The sequence below is a fragment of the Streptomyces sp. NBC_01283 genome (assembly GCF_041435335.1).
Taxonomy (GTDB): Bacteria; Actinomycetota; Actinomycetes; order Streptomycetales; family Streptomycetaceae; genus Streptomyces.
The window spans coordinates 8,137,344-8,157,986 of the sequence record NZ_CP108430.1 but is presented as its reverse complement, the minus strand read 5'-3'; the positions used below and the strand labels follow the sequence as shown (position 1 = coordinate 8,157,986).

Annotated in this window: 12 protein-coding genes and 1 pseudogene; 9 read left to right on the top strand and 4 right to left on the bottom strand. The window is 69.2% G+C overall.

Features of this window, described 5'->3' with window-relative positions:
- Position 1: 1 nt before the first annotated feature.
- From mmsA to OG302_RS37010, 4 genes and pseudogenes are all read left to right on the top strand, one after another.
- Positions 2 to 1,540, top strand: coding sequence for a multiple monosaccharide ABC transporter ATP-binding protein (gene mmsA, locus OG302_RS37025; RefSeq protein WP_371750348.1), 1,539 nt, complete (start codon positions 2 to 4; stop codon positions 1,538 to 1,540).
- Between the two features lie 10 nt (positions 1,541 to 1,550).
- The gene (gene mmsB / locus OG302_RS37020) at positions 1,551 to 2,780 is read left to right on the top strand and encodes a multiple monosaccharide ABC transporter permease (RefSeq protein ID WP_371530779.1); all 1,230 of its coding nucleotides are present in this window, start codon (positions 1,551 to 1,553) and stop codon (positions 2,778 to 2,780) included.
- A 33-nt stretch (positions 2,781 to 2,813) separates the two neighbouring features.
- Complete coding sequence (locus OG302_RS37015) at positions 2,814 to 3,962, top strand: aldose epimerase family protein (protein WP_371530778.1); 1,149 nt, start codon at positions 2,814 to 2,816, stop codon at positions 3,960 to 3,962.
- 39 nt (positions 3,963 to 4,001) lie between these two features.
- Positions 4,002 to 4,991 (top strand): annotated as a pseudogene (locus tag OG302_RS37010) (glycoside hydrolase family 43 protein); the annotation flags it as partial.
- Between the two features lie 69 nt (positions 4,992 to 5,060).
- On the opposite strand, the gene OG302_RS37005 reads toward OG302_RS37010, so the two are convergent.
- The 3 genes from OG302_RS37005 to OG302_RS36995 are packed head-to-tail and all read right to left on the bottom strand — an operon-like array spanning position 5,061 to position 11,079.
- Positions 5,061 to 5,891 (bottom strand): pectate lyase, encoded by an 831-nt coding sequence (locus OG302_RS37005; RefSeq protein ID WP_371530777.1) that lies wholly within the window; start codon positions 5,889 to 5,891, stop codon positions 5,061 to 5,063.
- Between the two features lie 32 nt (positions 5,892 to 5,923).
- The gene (gene yicI / locus OG302_RS37000) at positions 5,924 to 8,194 is read right to left on the bottom strand and encodes an alpha-xylosidase (protein WP_371530776.1); all 2,271 of its coding nucleotides are present in this window, start codon (positions 8,192 to 8,194) and stop codon (positions 5,924 to 5,926) included.
- Positions 8,191 to 11,079, bottom strand: a complete 2,889-nt coding sequence (locus OG302_RS36995; protein ID WP_371530775.1) for a glycoside hydrolase family 3 C-terminal domain-containing protein — start codon at positions 11,077 to 11,079, stop codon at positions 8,191 to 8,193. The genes yicI and OG302_RS36995 overlap by 4 nt, the downstream gene beginning before the upstream one ends.
- A gap of 324 nt (positions 11,080 to 11,403) precedes the next feature.
- Here OG302_RS36995 and OG302_RS36990 point away from each other — a divergent pair, with 324 nt between their 5' ends.
- The 5 genes from OG302_RS36990 to OG302_RS36970 are packed head-to-tail and all read left to right on the top strand — an operon-like array spanning position 11,404 to position 17,818.
- The gene (locus OG302_RS36990) at positions 11,404 to 13,089 is read left to right on the top strand and encodes an extracellular solute-binding protein (protein ID WP_371530774.1); all 1,686 of its coding nucleotides are present in this window, start codon (positions 11,404 to 11,406) and stop codon (positions 13,087 to 13,089) included.
- Position 13,090: 1 nt separating this feature from the next.
- Positions 13,091 to 14,116 carry an ABC transporter permease gene (locus OG302_RS36985; RefSeq protein ID WP_371530773.1) on the top strand — a complete coding sequence of 342 codons (1,026 nt, stop codon included), beginning with the start codon at positions 13,091 to 13,093 and terminating at the stop codon, positions 14,114 to 14,116.
- Positions 14,113 to 15,063 carry a carbohydrate ABC transporter permease gene (locus OG302_RS36980; RefSeq protein WP_371530772.1) on the top strand — a complete coding sequence of 317 codons (951 nt, stop codon included), beginning with the start codon at positions 14,113 to 14,115 and terminating at the stop codon, positions 15,061 to 15,063. The genes OG302_RS36985 and OG302_RS36980 overlap by 4 nt, the downstream gene beginning before the upstream one ends.
- Before the next feature lie 8 nt (positions 15,064 to 15,071).
- Positions 15,072 to 17,108: a beta-galactosidase gene (locus OG302_RS36975; RefSeq protein WP_371530771.1), complete on the top strand. Its 2,037-nt coding sequence runs from the start codon at positions 15,072 to 15,074 to the stop codon at positions 17,106 to 17,108.
- Positions 17,105 to 17,818 carry a hypothetical protein gene (locus OG302_RS36970; protein WP_371530770.1) on the top strand — a complete coding sequence of 238 codons (714 nt, stop codon included), beginning with the start codon at positions 17,105 to 17,107 and terminating at the stop codon, positions 17,816 to 17,818. Before OG302_RS36975 ends, OG302_RS36970 begins: the two co-directional genes overlap by 4 nt.
- Here OG302_RS36970 and OG302_RS36965 read toward each other — a convergent pair.
- Complete coding sequence (locus OG302_RS36965) at positions 17,815 to 20,547, bottom strand: Tat pathway signal sequence domain protein (protein ID WP_371530769.1); 2,733 nt, start codon at positions 20,545 to 20,547, stop codon at positions 17,815 to 17,817. The two genes, OG302_RS36970 and OG302_RS36965, sit on opposite strands and share 4 nt — an antisense overlap.
- Between the last annotated feature and the right edge of the window lie 96 nt (positions 20,548 to 20,643).

Below are 20,643 nucleotides of genomic sequence, written 5' to 3'. Positions count from 1 at the left end.
GATGCGCAACATCACCAAGACGTTCCCCGGCGTCAAGGCGCTCTCCGACGTGAATCTGACGGTGGGCCCCGGGGAGATCCACGCGATCTGCGGCGAGAACGGCGCGGGCAAGTCGACGCTGGTGAAGGTCCTCAGCGGCGTCCACGAGCACGGAAGTTACGACGGCGAGATCCACTTCGAGGGCCGGCGGATGGCCTTCAAGGACATCCGTGCCAGCGAGAAGCAAGGCATCGTGATCATCCATCAGGAGCTGGCGCTCGTCCCGTATCTGTCCATCGCCGAGAACATCTTCCTGGGCAATGAACAGAGCAGCCACGGCTTCATCGACTGGAACGACACGCTGCGCAGGGCCAGCGCCCTGCTCAAGCGGGTCGGCCTGAGCGAGAAGCCGCAGACCCCGGTGGCCGACATCGGCGTGGGCAAGCAGCAGCTCGTGGAGATCGCCAAGGCCCTGTCCAAGGAGGTGAAGCTGCTCATCCTGGACGAGCCGACGGCCGCGCTGAACGACGAGGACAGCGCCAAGCTGCTCGACCTCATCCTGGAGCTGCGCGACCAGGGCATCGCCTGCATCATCATCTCGCACAAGCTGAACGAGATCCGGGCCATCACCGACTCGGTGACGATCCTGCGCGACGGACGGACCATCGAGACCCTGACGGTCCGCGAGACCCCGTCGTCCGAACCGCAGGTGGCCGAGGACCGCATCATCCGCGGGATGGTCGGCCGCGACCTCGACCACCGCTTCCCCGACCGCACGTCCTACGAGGGCGAGGACGCGGGAGCCCTTGCCCTGTCCGTGCGGGGCTGGACGGTTCGGCATCCGGTGGACCACCAGCGCAAGGTCGTCGACGACGTGTCGCTGACCGTGCGACGCGGCGAGATCGTCGGCATCGCGGGCCTGATGGGCGCGGGCCGCACGGAGCTCGCGATGTCCGTCTTCGGGCGTTCCTACGGTCAGTACGTGGCGGGCACGGTGTCCGTCGGCGGGCGCGAGGTCGTGACCAAGACGGTGCCCGCTGCCGTCGACGCCGGGATCGCGTACGTCACCGAGGACCGCAAGCAGTACGGCCTGAACCTCATCGACAACATCAACCGCAACATCTCCCTCGCCTCACTCTCGGGCATGCGGCGCCGGGACGGCTTCGTCGACGAGCACCAGGAACGCTCCGTGTCCGAGCGCTACCGCAAGTCGATGAACATCAAGGCCCCCACCGTCTTCGAGCAGGTGGGGCGGCTCTCCGGCGGCAATCAGCAGAAGGTCGTCCTGAGCAAGTGGATCCACGCCGACCCCGAGGTGCTGATCCTCGACGAGCCGACGCGCGGCATCGACATCGGCGCCAAGTACGAGATCTACACCGTCATCGACAAGCTGGCGGCCTCGGGCAAGGCGGTGCTGTTCATCTCCTCCGAACTGCCCGAGCTGCTCGGGATGTGCGACCGGATCTACACGATGGCCGAGGGCCGGCTGACCGGTGAGGTCGACCGCGCGGACGCCACCCAGGAACTCCTGATGCGCCACATGACCAAGAACAGAAGCTGAGGCATCCGTCATGACCACCACGACCACGCCGCCACGTGACACCTCGTCCACGCCGCCCGCCAAGGAGTCCACGGGAGCTCTGCTGATGCAGAGCGTGCGCTCCAACATGCGCCAGTACGGCATGCTCGTCGCTCTGGCCTTCATCGTCGTCCTGTTCCAGATCTGGACCGATGGCACGCTGCTGCTGCCGAACAACGTCTCCAACCTGATCCAGCAGAACGGCTACATCCTCATCCTGGCCATCGGCATGATGATCGTCATCATCGCCGGGCACATCGACCTGTCCGTCGGCTCACTGGTCGCCTTCGTCGGCGCCATGTCGGCGGTGATGATGGTCAAACACGACATGCCCTGGGTGCTCGCACTCGTCCTTTCTCTCCTCATCGGCGCGGTCGCGGGAGCGTGGCAGGGCTTCTTCATCGCCTACGTCGGCATTCCGTCGTTCATCGTGACCCTGGCCGGCATGCTGCTCTTCCGCGGTCTCACGCAGATCGTCCTGGAGGGCCAGTCGCTCTCACCGTTCCCCGAGGGCTTCCAGAACATCGCCAAGGGGTTCATCCCCGAGATGGGCCCGTACACGCAGTACCACAACCCGACCCTTGTGCTGGGCCTCGTGACGGTCGCGTTCCTGCTCTTCCGTGAGTGGCGCAGCCGCAAGCAGCAGCTTGCCTACGACCTCGACGTGACACCGACGGGCCTGTGGGTGGCCAAGCTGGTAGCGATCTCCGCCGCCGTCATCGCCTTCACGCTGACCCTCGCGAGCTTCCACGGCGTACCTGTCGTGCTGCTCATCATGTGCGGCCTGCTCATCGCCCTCGGCTATGTGATGCGCAACGCGGTCGTCGGCCGCCACATCTACGCCCTCGGCGGCAACAAGGCGGCGGCGAAGCTGTCCGGCGTCAAGGACAAGCGCGTCACCTTCCTGATCTTCGTGAACATGGGCGTGCTCGCCGCGCTCGCGGGCTGTGTGTACGCGGCACGGCTGAACGCGGGCACCCCGCAGGCGGGTCTGAACTTCGAACTGGAGGCGATCGCCGCCTCGTTCATCGGCGGCGCGTCGATGAGCGGCGGCGTGGGCACGGTGATGGGCGCCGTGATCGGCGGCCTGGTGCTCGGCGTCCTCAACAACGGCATGTCCCTGGTCAACATCGGCACCGACTACCAGCAGGTCATCAAGGGCCTGGTGCTGCTCGCCGCCGTCGGTTTCGACGTCTGGAACAAGCGCAAGGTCGGTCGCTAGTCCTCTCCCCAACTCATCTGTCTGGAGCCGTACATGGAAACGAGCAGACGCACCGTCCTGGCATCGGCCGCCGCCGTCGGACTCACCGCCGGCGTCGCGGGCACCTCGTACGCCTCGGCGGGCCGCACACCCACCAAGGAGCTCTTCGGCAAGCTGGCCGACGGCACCAAGGTGTACCGCTGGTCCCTCGCCAACGGCGGCACCCGCATGAAGGTGCTTTCGTACGGCGGCATCGTGCAGTCCCTGGAACTCCCGGACCGGCACGGCCGGTACACCAACGTCTCCCTCGGCTACGACACCATCGAGGCCTACGTCGCCGGGACGACGTTCTTCGGCGCCCTCATCGGCCGCTACGGCAACCGCATCGCCAAGGGCCGCTTCACCCTGGACGGCACAACCCACCAGCTGTCCGTGAACGACGGCGAGAACAGCCTGCACGGCGGGGCCAAGGGCTTCAACACACGCGTGTGGGACGTCGAGCCGTTCACGGACTCGACCGGCGTCGGCCTGCGTCTGCACTACACGAGCGTCGACGGCGAGATGGGCTACCCCGGAACGCTGCGGGTGACCGTGACGTACACGCTCACCGCGCGCGGCGACTGGCGCATCGACTACAAGGCGACCACGGACAAGGCCACCGTGGTGAACCTGACGAACCACACGTACTACAACCTCGCGGGCGAGGGCAGCGGCGACATCCTCGGCCATGAACTGGCCCTGGCCGCAGCCCGGTTCACCCCTACCGACGCCGGTCTCATCCCGACGGGTGAACTGGCGAAGGTGGCGGGCACGCCCTTCGACTTCCGGCGCGCGAAGACGGTCGGCGAGGACATCCGGGTCTCGCACGAGCAGCTGGTGACCGCCAAGGGCTTCGACCACAACTGGGTCCTGGACAAGGGCATCACGAAGCGCCCGGAGCACTTCGCGACGCTGCGGGACCCGGAGTCGGGGCGCACCCTGAAGATCGCCTCGACCGAGCCGGGCGTGCAGTTCTACTCGGGGAACTTCCTGGACGGAACCCTCACCGGGCCCTCGGGGCGCACCTACCGGCAGAGCGACGGTCTCTGCCTGGAGACCCAGCACTTCCCGGACTCCCCCAACCAGCCGAAGTTCCCCTCGACGGTGCTGCGGCCCGGCGAGACATACCGGTCCAGCACGGTGCACAGCTTCTCGGCGCGCTGAGCCGTGCGCACCAGGATTCTGATCCCGCTCCTTGCCCTGATGGTCGGTCTGCTCGCAACACCCGCGCACGCAGGGCCAACCCATGCCAAGCAGAAGTACGCGGGCTATCTGTTCAGTTACTTCACCGGCGAGGGCACCGCGGACGGCGAGCAGATCCGTATGGCCCTCAGCCGCGGCAACGACCCCACGCGGTACCAGGAGCTGAACGGCGGCAAGCCCGTCCTGACCTCGCAGCTCGGCACGAAGGGGCTGCGCGATCCGTTCATCATCCGCTCCCCGAAGGGCGACAAGTTCTATCAGATCGCCACTGACCTGCGGATGTACGGCGGCAGTGGCGGCAGCTGGGACCAGGTGCAGCGCACCGGCAGCAAGTCCATCATGGTGTGGGAGTCCACCGACCTGGTCCACTGGACCGACCAGCGCCTGGTGAAGGCCGCCCCGGACACGGCGGGCAACACCTGGGCCCCGGAGGCCTATTACGACGAGAGGCTGAAGGCGTACGTCGTCTTCTGGGCCTCGAAGGTCTACGGCGCCGACGACCCGGACCACACGGGATCGACGTACAACAAGATGCTGTACGCGACGACGAAGGACTTCCGCACCTTCGGCAAGCCCAAGGTGTGGAACGACCCGGGCTATTCGGTGATCGACTCCACGGTGGTCAAGGACGGGCGGGACTACTACCGCTTCACCAAGGACGAGCGGGACCCAGCCTCCGGCACCCCCTGCTCGAAGTTCATCACCGCGGAGAGGTCCAGGAGCCTGACGGACACGTCGTACGACTTCGTGGGCGACTGCATCGGCAAGGGCGTGATCGACCGGGGCGAGGGGCCGGCGGTCTTCAGGTCCAACACCGGGGACAAGTGGTACATGCTCATCGACGAGTTCGGCGGGCGCGGCTACGTCCTCTTCGAGACGACGGACCTCGCGTCGGGCAAGTGGACCGAGACGAAGAACGCCGGCCTGCCCGCGGGCGCCCGGCACGGCACGGTCCTGCCGGTGACCCAGGCCGAGTACGACCGGCTGCTCGGCACGTGAGCGACTGACACAGCAGTGCGGCACGGCCCGTGGGGGGTCGTGCCGCACTGCTGTGTGCCGTTACTTGTAGCTGATGTCCGCAGCCGTGAACTTGCAGTACTTGCCGTCGGGGCCCGAGCCCGTCTTGGGCGGCTCGGCGCCGGTGTTGTTGCCGGTGAAGCGGTCGCAGGTGGCGATCTTCTTGTTGCTGTCGCCGTGGATGCGGATGTTGCGCAGCGCGGCCGTGTCGCCGTAGTTGGTGTTGATGCCGACGATCGACTTGCCGGGGGCGGTGATGTCGACGTCATTGACGATGATGTTCCGCTGGTACTGCTTGGAGCAGTTGCCGCAGGCGCGCACCAGCTTCCCGAAGTCGGAGACCTGGAACTTCGTGACGACGAGCTTTCCCGCACCGTTGAACTGGAAGACCTTGTCGTCGGCCTTCTTCGCGCCGCCGCCGTAGACGGTGTAGGTCGAGCCCGCCGACGTTCCCTTGAAGGTGGCCGCGTCCTCGCCGACGTCCTCCCACCACACGTTCTGCAGCGTGCAGCTGCCCTGGCAGTGGACTCCGTCCGCGGCCGGGGAGCCGAGGATGACGTTCTTCAGGACCGCACCGTCCTTCAGCTTGAAGATCGGGTCCTGGCCCTCGTCCTGGCCGTCGCCGCCCAGGTCTCCGGTGCCGTAGTGGCTCTTGAGACCACCGTCGTAGGTGCCGGACACCTCGATGGTCTTCGACGTCGGCTTCTCGCCCTTCGCCTGGGGCCAGGCGCCGGCCGCGCCCGCGGTCGACATCATCGTGCTGGTGAGGAGGGCGGCGCCGGTCATGCCGAGCGCGGCGACGCCGCCTATGACGGCACGGCGCTTGGTGAGGCCTCGGCGATGACGGATGCGCTTGTTCGCTCGTGGGGTCATGTTCCCGAATCATTCCTTCGGTGGTGAACGGCTTACATGTCCTTGTCGCCGCCGCTCGCCGCAGGGTTGCCGCTCGGATCCGGCCAATCCGCCACCGTACGGAACGTGAAGGCGCGATCGCTCCCCTCCGCGATAACCCGGACGCCGGCGCCCTCCCGTACGGCGCGGAAGACCACCGCGGGCCGGCCCTCCAGATCGGGCACAGTGGCCTCCGTGCCGTCCTCCGCGCCCGGCGCGACCAGGATCGTGAGGTCCTGGAGCCAGTCGCCGTCGGGGCGCCGGCCGTCGGCGCCGAGGGGGAGCAGAGCGCCGGGGCGTACGTACAGGGGGAGGCTGTCGAAGCCGTGGGTCTCGCGCCGCCATCCCGGGCCCCGGACGGTCTCGCCGGTCAGGAGGTGGGTCCAGGTGCCTGCGGGCAGGTAGAACTCGACGTCGCCCTCGGCGGTGAAGACAGGGGCCACCAGGAGGTCGGGGCCGAGCATGTACTGGCGGTCCAGGGTGCGGCAGGCGGGGTCGTCGGGGAAGTCCAGGAGCATCGGGCGCATGACGGGGACGCCCGTGCGGTGGGCCTCGACGGCGGCCGCGTACAGATACGGCATGAGGCGGTGCTTGAGCCGGGTGAACTTCCGGGTCACGTCGACCGCTTCGTCGCCGAACGCCCACGGCACCCGGTACGAGACATTGCCGTGCAGGCGGCTGTGCGTGGAGAGCAGGCCGAAGGCGAGCCAGCGCTTGTACACGGCGGGGTCCGGGGTGCCCTCGAAGCCTCCGATGTCGTGGCTCCAGAAGCCGAAGCCGGAGAGCGAGAGGGAGAGGCCGCCGCGCAGCGACTCGGCCATGGCACCGAGCGAGGCGTAGCAGTCGCCGCCCCAGTGCACCGGGAACTGCTGGCCGCCGGCCGTCGCGGAACGGGCGAAGAGGACCGCGTCCCCCGGGCCGCGTTCCTTCTCCAGGAGTTCGAAGACCGTGCTGTTGTAGAGCTGCGCGTAGTAGTTGTGCATGCGCTCGGGGTCCGAGCCGTCGTGCCAGACGACGTCGGTGGGGACACGTTCGCCGAAGTCGGTCTTGAAGCAGTCGACGCCCTGGTCGAGGAGAGTGCGCAGGTGGTCCGCGTACCACTGGCGTGCGGCCGGGTTCGTGAAGTCCACGAGGGCCATGCCGGGCTGCCAGAGGTCCCACTGCCAGAGGTCGCCGTTCGGGCGCCTCACGAGGTACCCCTCGGCCGCGGCCTCGGCGAAGAGCGCGGACTTCTGCGCGATGTACGGGTTGATCCACACGCTCACCTTCAGGCCGCGTTCGCGGAGTCTGCGCAGCATGCCCTCGGGGTCGGGGAAGACATCCGGGTCCCAGCGGAAGTCGGTCCACTGGTACTCGCGCATCCAGAAGCAGTCGAAGTGGAAGACACCGAGCGGGATGTCGCGCTCGGCCATGCCGTCGACGAAGGCCGTGACGGTCTCCTCGTCGTAGGGCGTGCAGAAGGAGGTCGTCAGCCACAGGCCGAAGGACCAGGCGGGCGGCAGCGCGGGGCGGCCGGTCAGCGCGGTGTAGCGGCGCAGGACGTCCTTGGGTGTGGGTCCAGCGATGACGTAGTACTCGATCGACTGGTCCTCGACGCTGAACTGGACCTGGCCGACGGACTCGGAGCCGATCTCGTAGGAGACCTTGCCGGGGTGGTTGACGAAGACGCCGTAGCCGCGCGAGGAGAGGTGGAAGGGGATGTTCTTGTAGGCCTGCTCGCTGCTGGTGCCGCCGTCGGCCTGCCAGATCTCGACGTTCTGGCCGTTCTTGACGTATGGGGTGAAGCGTTCACCGAGGCCGTAGATGTACTCCCCTACGCTGAGGGCGAGTTGGCCGATCATGTGATGGCTTCCGTCGGGTGCGGTGGCGAAGCCGGTGCCTCTGCGTTCGACGGCCGTCAGCCGCTGTCCGTCGGCGCCGACGAATTCGAGGCCCCAGGGTTGGTCACTGTCCAGACGTACGGTGAGCGGGCCGCTGGTGAGCTCGGTGACGGTGCCCTCGCGGTGGAGCCGACCCACGCCCTCGGTGGTGTACAGGCCGAACTCCGGTCCATGGACGGCCTTTCCCGCGTGATGGGTCGCCCGGACACCGATCACGCCTTCGGCGGGCGAGAAGCATTCGACGGTGATGAGTGGGGTGTTGAGGGTGTCGCCGCGCTCGCGGACCCGGTGGACGGCCGCGTATGCGGTGAACCGCCCTTCGCCTTCCCTCACCTCGCGCACGTCGGTCGCGTACGAGGCGCGCACCCCGTCGCGCATCAGCCAGAAGCCGTCGGTGAACTTCATGCGGTCTCCTTCGGCCGGTCGGTGGCGGTGAAGGTGAGCCGTGCGAGCCGCAGGGGCCCGCGCAGCCGCACGCGCAGATCGCCTACTCCGGAGACGCTGAAGCCGGAGGAGTGCGGGGCGTAGTCGTAGACGCCGCCGGTCGCCGGGACGGTGATGGTGGTGGCGGTGCTGCCCGAGATGAGGTCGACGGCGCCCTCGCCCGCCACCTCGACCGAGACACCACGGACGCCTTGTTCGCCGCCACCGAAGTCGCATGCGCGGAAGAGCAGTTCACCGACGCTGCCGTCCAAGGGGCGCACGGCGTCTCCGGTCGTCCGGGAGAGGTCGACGATCTCGGTTCCGGTCTGTTCGTCATAGCAGGTCGCCGCCAGACCCGCCCTCCGCACCGGCCTCGAGGCGATCGGAGCGCCCTCCACGTCGACGGTCGCGGCCAGCCGGATGTCGACGCTGGAGGCCCCGGCAAGAATCTCGTACGCGCCCGGTGTCACGGCCCAGCGGCCGTGGCGCACGTCCCAGAATCCGAGGTCGGCCAGGGGTAGTTGGAACTCCAGGCGGCGGGATTCTCCGGCCGCGAGGTGGACGCGGCGGTGCGCGCCGAGCCGGCGGTGCGGCAGGGCGAAGGCCGCTGCGGCGTCCCGAGGTGCCCGGGTGTAGAGCTGGGCCACCTCGTCCGCGGCGACGGGCCCGGTGTTGGTGACGGTGAATGCGATGTGCAGCCGTTCCCCGTCGCGCGCGGCCACCAAGTCCTCGTACGCGAAGGAGGAGTATCCGAGGCCGTACCCGAAGGGGTAGAGGGGGGCGCCGTCGAAGTAGAGGTAGGTCTGCCGGGAGCCGATGATGTCGTAGTCGAGCAGGTCCGGGAGGTCGGTGTCGGCGGTGTACCAGGTCTGCGGGAGGCGTCCCGCCGGGGAGACGTCGCCCGCGACGACCCGGGCGAGCGCGATGCCTGCGGCCTGTCCGCCGTGCGCGGTCCACAGCAGCGCGGGAAGCTGGTCGTGGGCGTCGGCGACCGCGTAGGGGTAGGCGGAGACCAGGGCCAGGGCGGTGCGGGGGTTGGCGGCCCGGGCCGCGCGCCACAGCCGGTCCTGGTGGGGCGGCAGGGCGAGCGTGCTGCGGTCCTCGGTCTCGCGGCCGTTGATGTGGGGGTCGTTCCCGGCGACGACGATCACTGCGTCGGCCTCCGCTGCGGCGCGGGCCACGGCGTCCTCGCCGCGTTCCAGGACGTCGAGGGTGAAGACCTCCGGCTCGTCGGCAACCTTCACGCCGTCGGCGGCGACAGAGACGTATCCACCCGTCCCTGTGTGCTCGATGAGGTACCCGTCCCCGTGGCCGATCAGCGCGAACGTCTCCTGTACGACCCAGCCGCCGGGCTGGTCGGCCGACGCGCGCACGAAGCCGTCGTCGGCCACCGAGAGATAGCGGCCGTCGGGGGCACGCAGCGTCCACGTGTCGTCCCCCCAGTCGACGAGGGCGAACTCGGCGGGCTCGGGGCCGCAGGTCAACGGTGCCAGGTCGGTGCGGCCCGCGAGCAGCGCCGGATCCAGTGCGACCTCGGCGTCCCGGGCCCGGCCGTCGCCCTCGGAGTGCGGCACCTGGAGCCATCCGGCCGCGCACTTCAGGCGTACCCGGTCCGCGCCTTCGGTGAAGGTGACGCGGTCGGTGCCGAATCGCTCGCGCAGTCCGTCGAGGGGGGTGCTGCGGTGGATGAGGGTGCCGCTGTACCAGTCGGTCTTGCACGCGTCGGCCAGGAGTCCGACGACCGCGATCCGGGTGCCTTCGGGCACCGGGAGCAGGCCGTCGTTCTTCAGCAGGACGACGGCCTGCTCGGCGGCCTCCTGGGCCAGCGCGCGGTGCGCGGGGGTGTCGAAGGCGTGCGATGCCGGGTCGGCGTACGGCCCCTGGCCGGGGTCGAACTCGCCGAGCCGGAAGCGGACGGACAGGTGACGGCGGGCCGCCGTATCGATGTCCGCTTCGGTCAACAAACCTTGGTCCAGGGCGCGTTGGATGCGTCCGACAGTGATGCTCGCGTCCGTGCCGTGGTCGGTGAAGCTGTCCACGCCCGCGACGATCGCCGCCGCGGCGGCCTCCTCATGGGTGTCGAAGTACTTCTCGGAGTCCACGAGGTTGCTGGGCGCGCCCGCGTCGGAGCAGACGAGCAGCTCCTGGCCGGTCCAGGTGCGCAGATGCTCGCGCAGGTAGGGCGAGAGGTGGTTGGGGCGGCCGTTGACCAGGTTGTACGCGGGCATCACCCCGGCCACGGCGCCCGCCTCGACGGCGGCGCGGAAGGCCCGCAGGTCGTACTCGTGCAGGACGCGCGGGCGCACGGAGGCGGACGACGTGTCCCGGTGCGTCTCGTTGTTGTGCGCAAGCCAGTGCTTGAGCACGGGTGCGGTGCGCCAGTGATCCGGATGGTCACCGCGCAGGCCCCGCGTGTACGCGACGGCGATCGCGGAGGTCAGCCGGGGGTCCTCCGAGTAGCCCTCCTCGTTCCTGCCCCACAGCGGGTGGCGCAGGAGGTTGACCGTGGGCGCCCAGAGGTTGAGGCCGACGCGGTCGTCCCGTGCGCGCATGGCGCGGGCCTCGGTGGCGACGGCCTCGCCGATGCGGCGGACGAGGTCGTCGTTCCAGGTGGCGCCGAGGCCGACGGCCTGCGGGAAGACGGTGGCGGGGCCCATCCAGGCGACGCCGTGCAGGGCCTCCTGTCCGGTGCGGAACGGGGCGATGCCGAGGCGCTCGACGGCGGGCGCGAACTGGTGCAGGAGCGCGACACGTTCGGTGGGCGTCAGGCGGGACAGCAGGTCGTCCACGCGCTGGTCCAGGGGCAGTTCGGGGTCACGGAAGGGCAGCGGTTCCGGGTCGCGGAGCGGTGGCGGGCTTGCGGTCACGTGCGGATCCCCTTGGCGAGCGGCGGGCGACGGGCGACGGGCGACGAACAGCGTGCGGCGGGCGCGGAGGAGCGACTCATTCTTCGAAGCGCTTCGATGCTCTGTGCCACTCAGGGGTCATGTCAAGGAGAGGAACACGAGGTCCCCGCGATCCAGGCAAAGTTGGCGTTTTCGCGCAACCTCCGGGCCGCCGCGAGTAATTCAGAACCGAGTCTTGTGAGGACCCATGCCTTCACTTAACCTCGCAGCAACATCGAAGCGCTTCGAATGCCGACCGGCGGTGACCGCCGTGTGTCCGGGCACGCGCCACGAAGGGTTGACGCCATGACGCCGAACTCCCTCTCCGACAGCTCCCGTTCGAGCCGGAGATCTTTCCTCGCCTCCTCGGGCCTGGCCGCGCTCGCCGTGGCCGGCGGGGCGCCACTGCTCGCGGCCTGCGGCGGCAGCGGGTCGAAGAACGAGGGCACCACGACGGGGAAGCAGCTCAAGGACCTGCTTCCGGCGTACGCCGCGTCGGACCTGGCGAGCCCGGACATCCCCGCCAAGAACGGTTCGGCGGCAGGCTTCACCAAGGCCCTGCCCGCGTCAGAGCTGAAGGTGTCGGTTCCCCAGAAGCTGGGCAAGGGCGGCGGGTTCACCGTCATGGCGCCGATCTGGGGCAACGTCCCCAAGCAGGGCAATCCCTACTGGATGGCGATGGACAGGGCCGCCGGTGTCCGCGTCAAGTGGCAGAACCAGCAGGGCGACACGTACGGCCAGAAGCTGGGCGCCGTCCTCGCGTCCAGCGGTGTGCCGGACGCCGTGGTCGTGCCCGGCTGGGAGCTGACCGGCAAGATACCGAGCGCCATCGCCAACAAGTTCGCCGACCTGGGCCCGTACTTGAGCGGCGACAAGGTCAAGGAGTACCCGAACCTCGCGGCGATCCCGAGCGGCGCCTGGCAGCGCTCCATCTTCGGCGGCAAGCTGCGCGGCCTGCCGATGCCCTCCGCCACCACGCCGAACATCGCGCCGTTCCACCGCACCGACCTCTTCGAGAAGGAGGGGCTCGAAGCGCCCACGAGCGCGCAGGAGTTCTACGACCTGTGCAAGGAGCTCAACGCCCCCAAGAGCAGGGTGTGGGCGTGCGGCGACATGACCTGGGCGGCCTGGAACATCTTCGGCGTACTGCCGGAGAAGCCGTACTACTGGAAGCTCGTCGACGGCAAGCTCGTCAACCGCTACGAGACCGACGAGTATCTGGAAGCCCTGGAGTGGTCGCGCAAGCTCTACTCGGCGGGCTTCGTCCACCCCGACGCGAAGGCCGAAACAGGCAACATCGGCGACCTGTGCGCGGCGGGCAAGGTCTGGATGTACTGCCAGGACCTCTCCGACTGGTACGGCAAGGCGGCCGTGCAGCGCGTGGACAACAAGAAGTTCCGCATGGAGGCCTTCGACTACTTCGCCGCCGACGGCGGCGCGCCCACGCTGTACGCGCGTCCGCCGGCCGACATCTGGACGTTCATCAGCGAGAAGGCCGACGAGAAGACCGTCCGCGACATCCTCGCCCTCGCCAACTACACGGCCGCTCCCTACGGTTCGAAGGAGCAACGCCTTCGCATGTACGGCGTCGAGGGTGTCCACCACACGTTCAAGGACGGCGTCCTCACCAAGAACGGCAAGGGCAACAACGAGGTCTTCTCGACGTACGAGTACCTGGCATCGCCCGCGCCCTTCGTCGCCTACCCCGATCTGCCGGACGTCACCGAGGGCATGGTCGGCTGGCAGCAGCGCCAGGGAGCGCACACGAAGAAGCCGCTCTTCCACGGCATGATGATCATCGAGCCGACCCGGTACACCGAACTGAACGCCGAGTTCGAGGACCTGGAGAAGGACATCGTGCGCGGCCGCAAGAAGGTCGGCGACATGCAGCAGGCGGCTTCGGACTGGAAGTCGGGCGGCGGCGACAAGCTGCGCGACTGGTACAAGAAGCTGCTCGACGAGACCGGGGCTTCCGGCGACTCGGCGTCCTGACATGGCCCAGAGCACGACTCACGCGCGCGACACCGCCTCGCGGACAGCACCGCCCGCAGCACCCGCCGCCCCCGCGCCCCGTACGAAGAAGGCCGCGGCCCGCGTCCCGCTGCGGCACCGTCTTCGCCGCGACCGCGTCCTGCTCCTGATGGTGCTGCCCGCACTGCTGCTCCTCCTCGTCTTCAACTACGTGCCGCTGATCGGCAACGTCGTCGCCTTCCAGGACTACGACCCCTACATCGCCGACAACGCGTTCCAGGCGATGACGCAGAGCCCCTGGATCGGCGTCGAGCACTTCCGGCACATGGCCGAGGACCGGCTGTTCTGGCAGGCGGTCAGGAACACGTTCGCGATCTTCGCGATCCAGCTGACGCTGTTCTTCCCCCTGCCGATCGCGCTCGCGCTGTTCATCAACAGCTTCGTGCGTCCCCGGGTGCGGGCGGTCGCGCAGGCGATCCTCTATCTGCCGCACTTCTTCTCCTGGGTCCTCGTCATCACGGTCTTCCAGCAGATGTTCGGCGGGGCGGGGCTCGTCGCGCAGGTCCTGCGGGACCAGGGGCACGAGGGCTTCGACCTGATGACCGACCCGGGCCTGTTCAAGTTCCTGGTCACCTTCGAGATGGTCTGGAAGGACGCGGGCTGGGGCGTCATCGTCTTCCTCGCCGCGCTCGCCGCCGTCAGCCCGGACCTGTACGAGGCCTCGGCGATGGACGGCGCGAACCGCTGGCGCCGCATGTGGCACATCCAGCTTCCCGCGCTGCGTCCGGTGGTGGCTCTGCTCCTCGTGCTCCAGGTCGGCAACGCACTCACGGTCGGCTTCGAACAGATCCTGCTCCAGCGGACCGCCGTGGGCCCCACGGCCTCCGAGGTCCTTGACACCTATGTGTGGAACACCGGCCTGGACAACGGCAACTTCGGCTACGGCGCCGCGATCGGCATCGTCAAGGGCGTCTTCGGCCTCCTGATGGTGCTCGGCGCCAACAAGGCCGCCCACCTCATGGGCGAGCAGGGGGTGTACAAGCGATGAAGCCAAGTGACGCACGAGCGCCGGGCCTGCTCAGCTTCGGCATCAGGCCGGGCAGCCGCACCGGCCTGCGCCCGGTGTGGGAGGAGCCCCCGACCCGGGCGGGACTCGCGACCAAGGGCGTGGCCCTGACCCTGGTCTGTCTGGCGGTCGTCTTTCCGGTGTGGGTGGTGGTCGTCACCAGCCTCTCCTCGGTCGCCACCATCACCAAGACGGGCGGCCTGGTGGTGATCCCCCGGGGCGTCACCTTCGTCCACTACCAGGAGCTGCTCGGCGGCGGCCAGGTGTCGCGGGCCACGCTGGTCAGCGTGGGCGTCACGGTCGTCGGCACGCTCTTCAGCATGGTGGTGTCCGTCCTGTGCGCATACGGTCTCTCGCGGCCCGGGTCGGTCCTGCACCGCCCGATCCTGCTGGTGATCGTCGCCACGATGTTCTTCGGCGCCGGGCTCATCCCCACCTACCTGGTGGTGCAGGGCATCGGCCTCACGGACACCTATCTGTCGCTGATCCTGCCGAGCGCCCTGAACGTCTTCAACATCCTCGTCCTGCGGGCGTTCTTCATGGGCACGGCACAGGAACTGATCGAGAGCGCCCGCATCGACGGGGCCGGCGACCTGCGCATCCTGTGGCGGATCGTGATGCCCCTCTCCCGCGCGGTGATCGCGGTCATCACCCTCTTCTACGCGGTGGGCTACTGGAGCGCGTGGTTCAACGCGTCCATCTACCTCAGCGATCCGGACATGATGCCGCTGCAGAACGTCATGCAGCAGCTGGTGATCAAACAGCAGAAGCCGACGGGCCTGGCCCAGGCGATCAACACCGGGCATCTGTCGCCGCTGGCCATCCAGATGGCCGTGATGGTCCTCGCGCTCCTGCCGGTCGCCGTCCTCTCGCCGTTCGTGCAGCGGCATTTCAAGCAGGGCATGCTCACCGGCGCAGTGAAGGGCTGACCCCACCGATGCCTTCCCTCGACGACACCACCCGCGGCCGGATCCTGTTCGGCGGCGACTACAACCCCGAGCAGTGGCCCGAGGAGGTCTGGCTCGACGACGTACGCCTGATGCGCGAGGCATCGGTCAACTCCGTCACCGTCGGGGTCTTCTCCTGGGCGCGGCTCGAACCTCGCCCGGGAGAGCGGGAGTTCGGCTGGCTGGACCGGCTCCTTGATCTGCTGCACGAGCACGGCATCGGTGTCGTCCTGGCCACACCGACCTCCGCTCCCCCGCCCTGGCTGGGGCGACTGCACCCGGAGACGCTGCCACGGGACGAGAACGGGCAGGTGGAGTGGTGGGGCTCGCGCCAGCACTTCGCGCACTCCAGTGCCGTCTACCGCGGGTTCGCCGCCGCCATCACCGAGGATCTGGCGGCCCGGTACGCGCACCACCCCGCGCTCACGATGTGGCACATCAACAACGAGTACTGCACCTACGACTGGGGTGACGAGGCCGCGGTCGCGTTCCGCCGCTGGCTCCGGGCGAAGTACCCCTCGATCGGCGCGCTCAACTCGGCCTGGGGGACCGCCTTCTGGGGGCAGTGCTACGACAACTGGACGGAGATCCTGCCGCCCCGGCGCGCCCACTATCTGAAGAACCCCGCCCAGGTACTCGACTTCAAGCGCTTCACCTCCGACGCCCTGCTGGAGTGCTTCCGCGCCGAGCGGGACATCGTCACGGCGCACAGCCCGCACGTGCCGGTCACCACCAACTTCATGCCGCTGTGGCCGGGGCAGGACGCGTGGATGTGGGCCGCGCAGGAGGACGTCGTCTCCGTCGACCTCTACCCCGACCCGAGGGATCCGCTCGGGGCCCAACAGGGCGCCCTGGTACAGGACATGACGCGTTCCCAGGCGCGCGGCGGCCCATGGATGCTGATGGAGCAGGCGGCGGGGCCGGTCAACTGGCGCGGCGTGAACCACCCCAAGCCGCGCGGCCTGAACCGCCTCTGGTCCTGGCAGGCGGTGGCGCGCGGCGCGGACGCCGTCTGCTACTTCCAGTGGCGCCAGTCCCGGCAGGGCGCGGAGAAGTTCCACTCCGGGATGCTGAGCCACGCGGGGGAACAGGGCCGCACCTTCCAGGAGGTCAAGGAGCTGGGCGCCGAGCTGGCGCTGGTGGGGCCCGAGATCACGGGCACCCGCGTCACGGCCGATGTGGCCGTCCTGCACGACTGGGACTCCTGGTGGGCGAGCGGGCAGGAGGGCCAGCCCTCCGCCCTGGTCGACCACGCGGAGGTGCTCGGCGCCTGGCACCGCGCCCTGTGGGAGGCGAACACCGCCGTCGACTTCGCCCACCCGGAGCACGACCTGTCCCCGTACCGCATGGTCGCCGTCCCGCACCTCTACCTCCTCACCGACGCCGCGATCGACAACCTCCTGTCGTACGTGCGCGACGGGGGCACCCTCGTCTGCGGTTTCCTCACCGGAGTGGCCGACGCGGACGACCGGGTGCGGCCCGGCGGCATGGATGCCCGGCTGCGCGCGCTGTTCGGCATCCGCACCGTGCACGAGTGGTGGCCGCTGGAGGCCGGGGAGCACGTGGACTGCGGGGAGTTCACCGGCACGCTCTGGTCGGAGGAGCTGCAGGCCGACGACAGTGCCGAGACGGTCGCCGCCTACCGGGGCGGCGAGCTCGACGGGCTGCCCGCGCTGCTGCGCCGCGACCGCTCCTGGTACCTGTCCACGCTCCCCGAGCCCGGGGCCCTGCGCGACCTCCTCGCGCGCGTGGCCGCCGAAGCAGGCGTACGGCCTCCGCTCGCAGGCCTCCCCCGCGGAGTGGAGGCCGTACGCCGCGGCGCTCTGCTGTTCCTCCTGCACCACGGCCGCGAGCAGGTGACCGTGCCCGTACCGGGCAGGCACCTCGATCTGCTGACCGGCACATCGGTCGAGGGTGCGATCACCCTCGGCCGCCACGGTGTGGCCGTGCTGCGCCACGCCACCGACGACCGCGGGCCCACCCCGGGTCCGCGGCACCCCTCCCCCCACCCTGGAGACGACACATGACACGACACCCCCGCCGCACCCTGACCCGCCTGCTGCTCGCCCCCGCCCTGGCGGCGGGCGCGGCGCTCGGCCTCGCATCCGCCCCCGCGCAGGCCGCCGTCTGGAGCTCCTGCGACCAGTGGGGCAACACCTCCCTGAACGGCTACACCCTCTACAACAACATCTGGGGCTCCGGAGCGGGCAGCCAGTGCATCTCGGCGGACTCCGGCACGAAGTGGAGCGTGCACGCCAACCACCCCGACACCAGCGGGATCAAGTCCTACCCCAACTCCACGAAGGTCATCGGCAAGCCGGTCGACTCGCTGTCCTCGCTGAAGAGCTCATACGACGTCAAGGTGCCGTCGGCGGGCGACCACAACTCCTCGTACGACATCTGGGACACCGACCACGACTACGAGATCATGCTCTGGGTCAACTACAACGGGAACGTCGGTCCCCTCGGCACCGCCCAGGGCACCGTCAGCCTCGGCGGCCACACCTGGGCGGTCTACAAGGGCACCAACGGCGCCAACGAGGTCTTCTCGTTCCTGCGCACCTCCGACTCCTCGGCCGGGACGGTCGACATCCTCCCGATCCTCAAGTGGATCAAGAACACCAAGGGCTGGATGGGCAACGAGACCATCGGCGACGTGCAGTTCGGCTACGAGATCAGCGGCGCGGCCGGAGGCCTGGACTTCACCACCAACTCCCTGACCGTGTCGGGCGGTTAGCCGGGCAGCTCGTCGCCGACCAGGGCGAGGTTCTGGATGGCGGCGAGCCCGAAGAGCGCGGTCTCGTTGGTGTTGATCCGCCGGTTCTCGTAGCCGGGCTCCAGTGCGGCCGGGCCCTCCAGGTCCGTCGTCGCCCAGCTCATCGTCCTGGTGTAGCCGTCGCTGTCGTGGAACTTCCGCCAGGCGCGCGCCGCGAGCTTCTCGTCCTTCGACCGGGCGGCGGCGTAGGCGTCCTGGCGGGAGTGCCCCTGGAAGAGCAGCAGGCTGCCGAAGTCCTTGCCGTAGCGCTCCTTCTGCTCCGCCTTGGTGGCGTTGAAGTAGCGGCAGTAGTCCAGCCACGCCTCCTCGAACTTCGGCTGGTCGACGAGGCCGATGAGCTCGGCGCACATCTCGACCAGGCCGAACATCGCGGAGAGGTGGGAGACGTTCACGGCGGGCTCGGCGGCCACCGCGAACTTTCCGGTGTCCAGGTCGTACAGGCCGCTGCCCTGGACGAAGCCGTTGGGCTGGGCGGCGATGGTCTCCATGGTGGAGCGCAGGCGGGCCTCGGCCTTGGCCGCCTTGGGGCCGCCGCGCTCCCATTCGGTGAGCCAGGCCGCGGCGAGGCCGCTCCAGTCGGTGCCGAAGCCGATGGACAGGGCGTTGCGGTCGGGCTCGTACGGCTCGGTGCGGATCTTGCGCAAGGGGTCGAGGACGAGGAAGGTCTCGTCGGAGTCGACCAGGGCGTGCATCAGGTCGCCGACGCGCTCGTCGGCGGTGAGGAAGTAGTAGGGACGGCGGTAGACGGCCGTGGAGATCCGCTGCTGCTTGGCGCTGTCCGCGAAGTGCTGCACGCCGTGCCGGGTGCCGAGGCCCGCCCATTTTCCGAGGTGGTAGGAGTCGACCTCGCCGGTGTGGCGGGTCATGGCCTCGGCGAAGCGGAAGATGTCGGCGCGGCCCGAGCGCAGATAGGCGTACCACAGCCACAGGTCGGGCGAGAGCTCGGAGTTGTCCCAGGCGTAACCGCCGACGTCGTACCGCCACTGGTGCCGGTCCTCGTCGTAGGTGTGCATGATGTCGCCGTAGTCCCAGAAGCCGTACCAGCGGCGCTGTTCGGCCTGGTCCTTGTAGTAGGCGAAGAGGAAGTCGAGGTGGTCCTCGATCGTCGCCCTGGCGGGCGTGGAGCGGTCGACGGGCGAGAAGAGACCACCGAAGACGCCCGCCCGCACCACATGGGCGGGTTCGGCTGCCAGTTGGGGCGGGGTGCGGACGGCGGCGGCCTGGTCGACGAGGGTGGCGGCGGTCGGGGTGGAGGCGTTCGCCCAGAACATCAGCTCGCTCGTGCGGGCGATGCCGTACGGCGTCCCGAAGCCCGGTTCGTAGTCCTCGTAGGTGATGTTGAGGCCCTCGATCTGCTCGGGGTAGGTGTCCTGTCCCATGCCGTCGTGGTACGTGCGCAGGTCCATCGGCTGGGCCTCCGGCGACCAGAGCCAGAGCGTGACCTCGGCCGTGTCACCGGCGGCGCCCCGGATGTCGAGCTGTGCGGGATGCGTCTCCCAGAAGTCGCGAAGGCCGAAGGAGAACCCGCCGCCGGCCCCGCCGACGTACCCGAATCCGGTCGCCCGGCCGCCGCCGCCTGCCGTGATCCAGGTGTGCCCCGGCTTGGTCCGCTTGCGCAGGGTGAAGCCGTCGGCGGAGAGCTGGGCGAGGGTGTAGTCCCCCCAGGTGGGGATGTACTGCAGCCGGGTGGTGACCCGCTGGTCCCAGGTAGCCGGGTCCGGCAGCTTCTCGCCCTTGACCTGGGCGGTGCGGATCGCGGCGCCCGGGTCGCGGCGAAGGCCGGTGATGCCCTTGACCGCCTCGGTCAGGAATCCCTTGCCCTCGCCGGCGATACGGATGTGCCGGTCGTACGCCGCGTCGCGCATCGGCACGCTGAACCGGACCCCGAGACCGCGGATGAAGTCCTTCTCCGCGTCGCCGTCGTAGGTGATGGTGTGCACCATGCGGAAGGAGTCGGCGCCCGCGTAGAAGTAGAGGCGCACGCTGAAGGGCAGCCAGCTGCGGCTTCCCTTGCGGTGCTTGCCGTCGATGCGGACCACGGCGCGCACCGGCCCGTCCTGCTCGACCTTCGCGCCGCTGATCTCACCGTCGAACCGTTCCCACTTGGCGTTGCCGTGGTCGCCGTCGTCGAGGTCGCCCTGGCGGAGCAGCACGAGCTTCCCGTCGGCGGCGATCCTCACGCCGTCGCGGGTGACGGACTCGACGAGCCGCTCGCCGCCCTTGGCGATGACGGCCTTGACGACGCCGGTGTCGACGGTGACGGCTTTGCGGGTCTCGGTGACAGCGACCTTCTTGCCCTTGCCGGGGCCGGCGGGGTTCCCCGCACTGAGGCGGAACTCCTCGGTGCCCGCGGCATAGGGTCCCACCGCGTGTGCGGTCCACTTCACCGAGCCGTCGGGCCAGTGGGCGGTGGTCCAGGTCTGTACGGGGACGTCCTTGCCGTCTGCGGTGGTGAGGGCGAACTCCTGCCCGGCGGGGTGGGCTCCCTTGGGCCAGGGGACGCCGAAGGTGGACCCTGGTGCGGCGCCGAGCCCGCCCTTCTCCAGCCAGCCGATGCCGACGGGGCCGTCGTCCGCCGCCGCACGGGGAGCCGCTTCGGCGTCACGGCGGCCGAGCACCCAGCTGAACTGTGCGGCGGCACCGGCCACGGCGGCGGCCTTGAACAGGGACCTGCGGGGGATCGGAGGCATCTTGATCCTTTCCATTGCATGGGCGCGGACATGGTGGGTGTAAGGGGCATGACAGAACGAGAGGCGCAGTGCAGGCGGCACCGGCATCAGGTGTGC

Bases quoted from the DNA above. Each gene is read 5' to 3' on its own strand.
- mmsA (WP_371750348.1), top strand. From the start codon at position 2: ATGCGCAACATCACCAAGACGTTCCCCGGCGTCAAGGCGCTCTCCGAC.
- mmsB (WP_371530779.1), top strand. From the start codon at position 1,551: ATGACCACCACGACCACGCCGCCACGTGACACCTCGTCCACGCCGCCC.
- OG302_RS37015 (WP_371530778.1), top strand. From the start codon at position 2,814: ATGGAAACGAGCAGACGCACCGTCCTGGCATCGGCCGCCGCCGTCGGA.
- OG302_RS37005 (WP_371530777.1), bottom strand. From the start codon at position 5,891: ATGACCCCACGAGCGAACAAGCGCATCCGTCATCGCCGAGGCCTCACC.
- yicI (WP_371530776.1), bottom strand. From the start codon at position 8,194: ATGAAGTTCACCGACGGCTTCTGGCTGATGCGCGACGGGGTGCGCGCC.
- OG302_RS36990 (WP_371530774.1), top strand. From the start codon at position 11,404: ATGACGCCGAACTCCCTCTCCGACAGCTCCCGTTCGAGCCGGAGATCT.
- OG302_RS36985 (WP_371530773.1), top strand. From the start codon at position 13,091: ATGGCCCAGAGCACGACTCACGCGCGCGACACCGCCTCGCGGACAGCA.
- OG302_RS36980 (WP_371530772.1), top strand. From the start codon at position 14,113: ATGAAGCCAAGTGACGCACGAGCGCCGGGCCTGCTCAGCTTCGGCATC.
- OG302_RS36975 (WP_371530771.1), top strand. From the start codon at position 15,072: ATGCCTTCCCTCGACGACACCACCCGCGGCCGGATCCTGTTCGGCGGC.
- OG302_RS36970 (WP_371530770.1), top strand. From the start codon at position 17,105: ATGACACGACACCCCCGCCGCACCCTGACCCGCCTGCTGCTCGCCCCC.
- OG302_RS36965 (WP_371530769.1), bottom strand. From the start codon at position 20,547: ATGCCTCCGATCCCCCGCAGGTCCCTGTTCAAGGCCGCCGCCGTGGCC.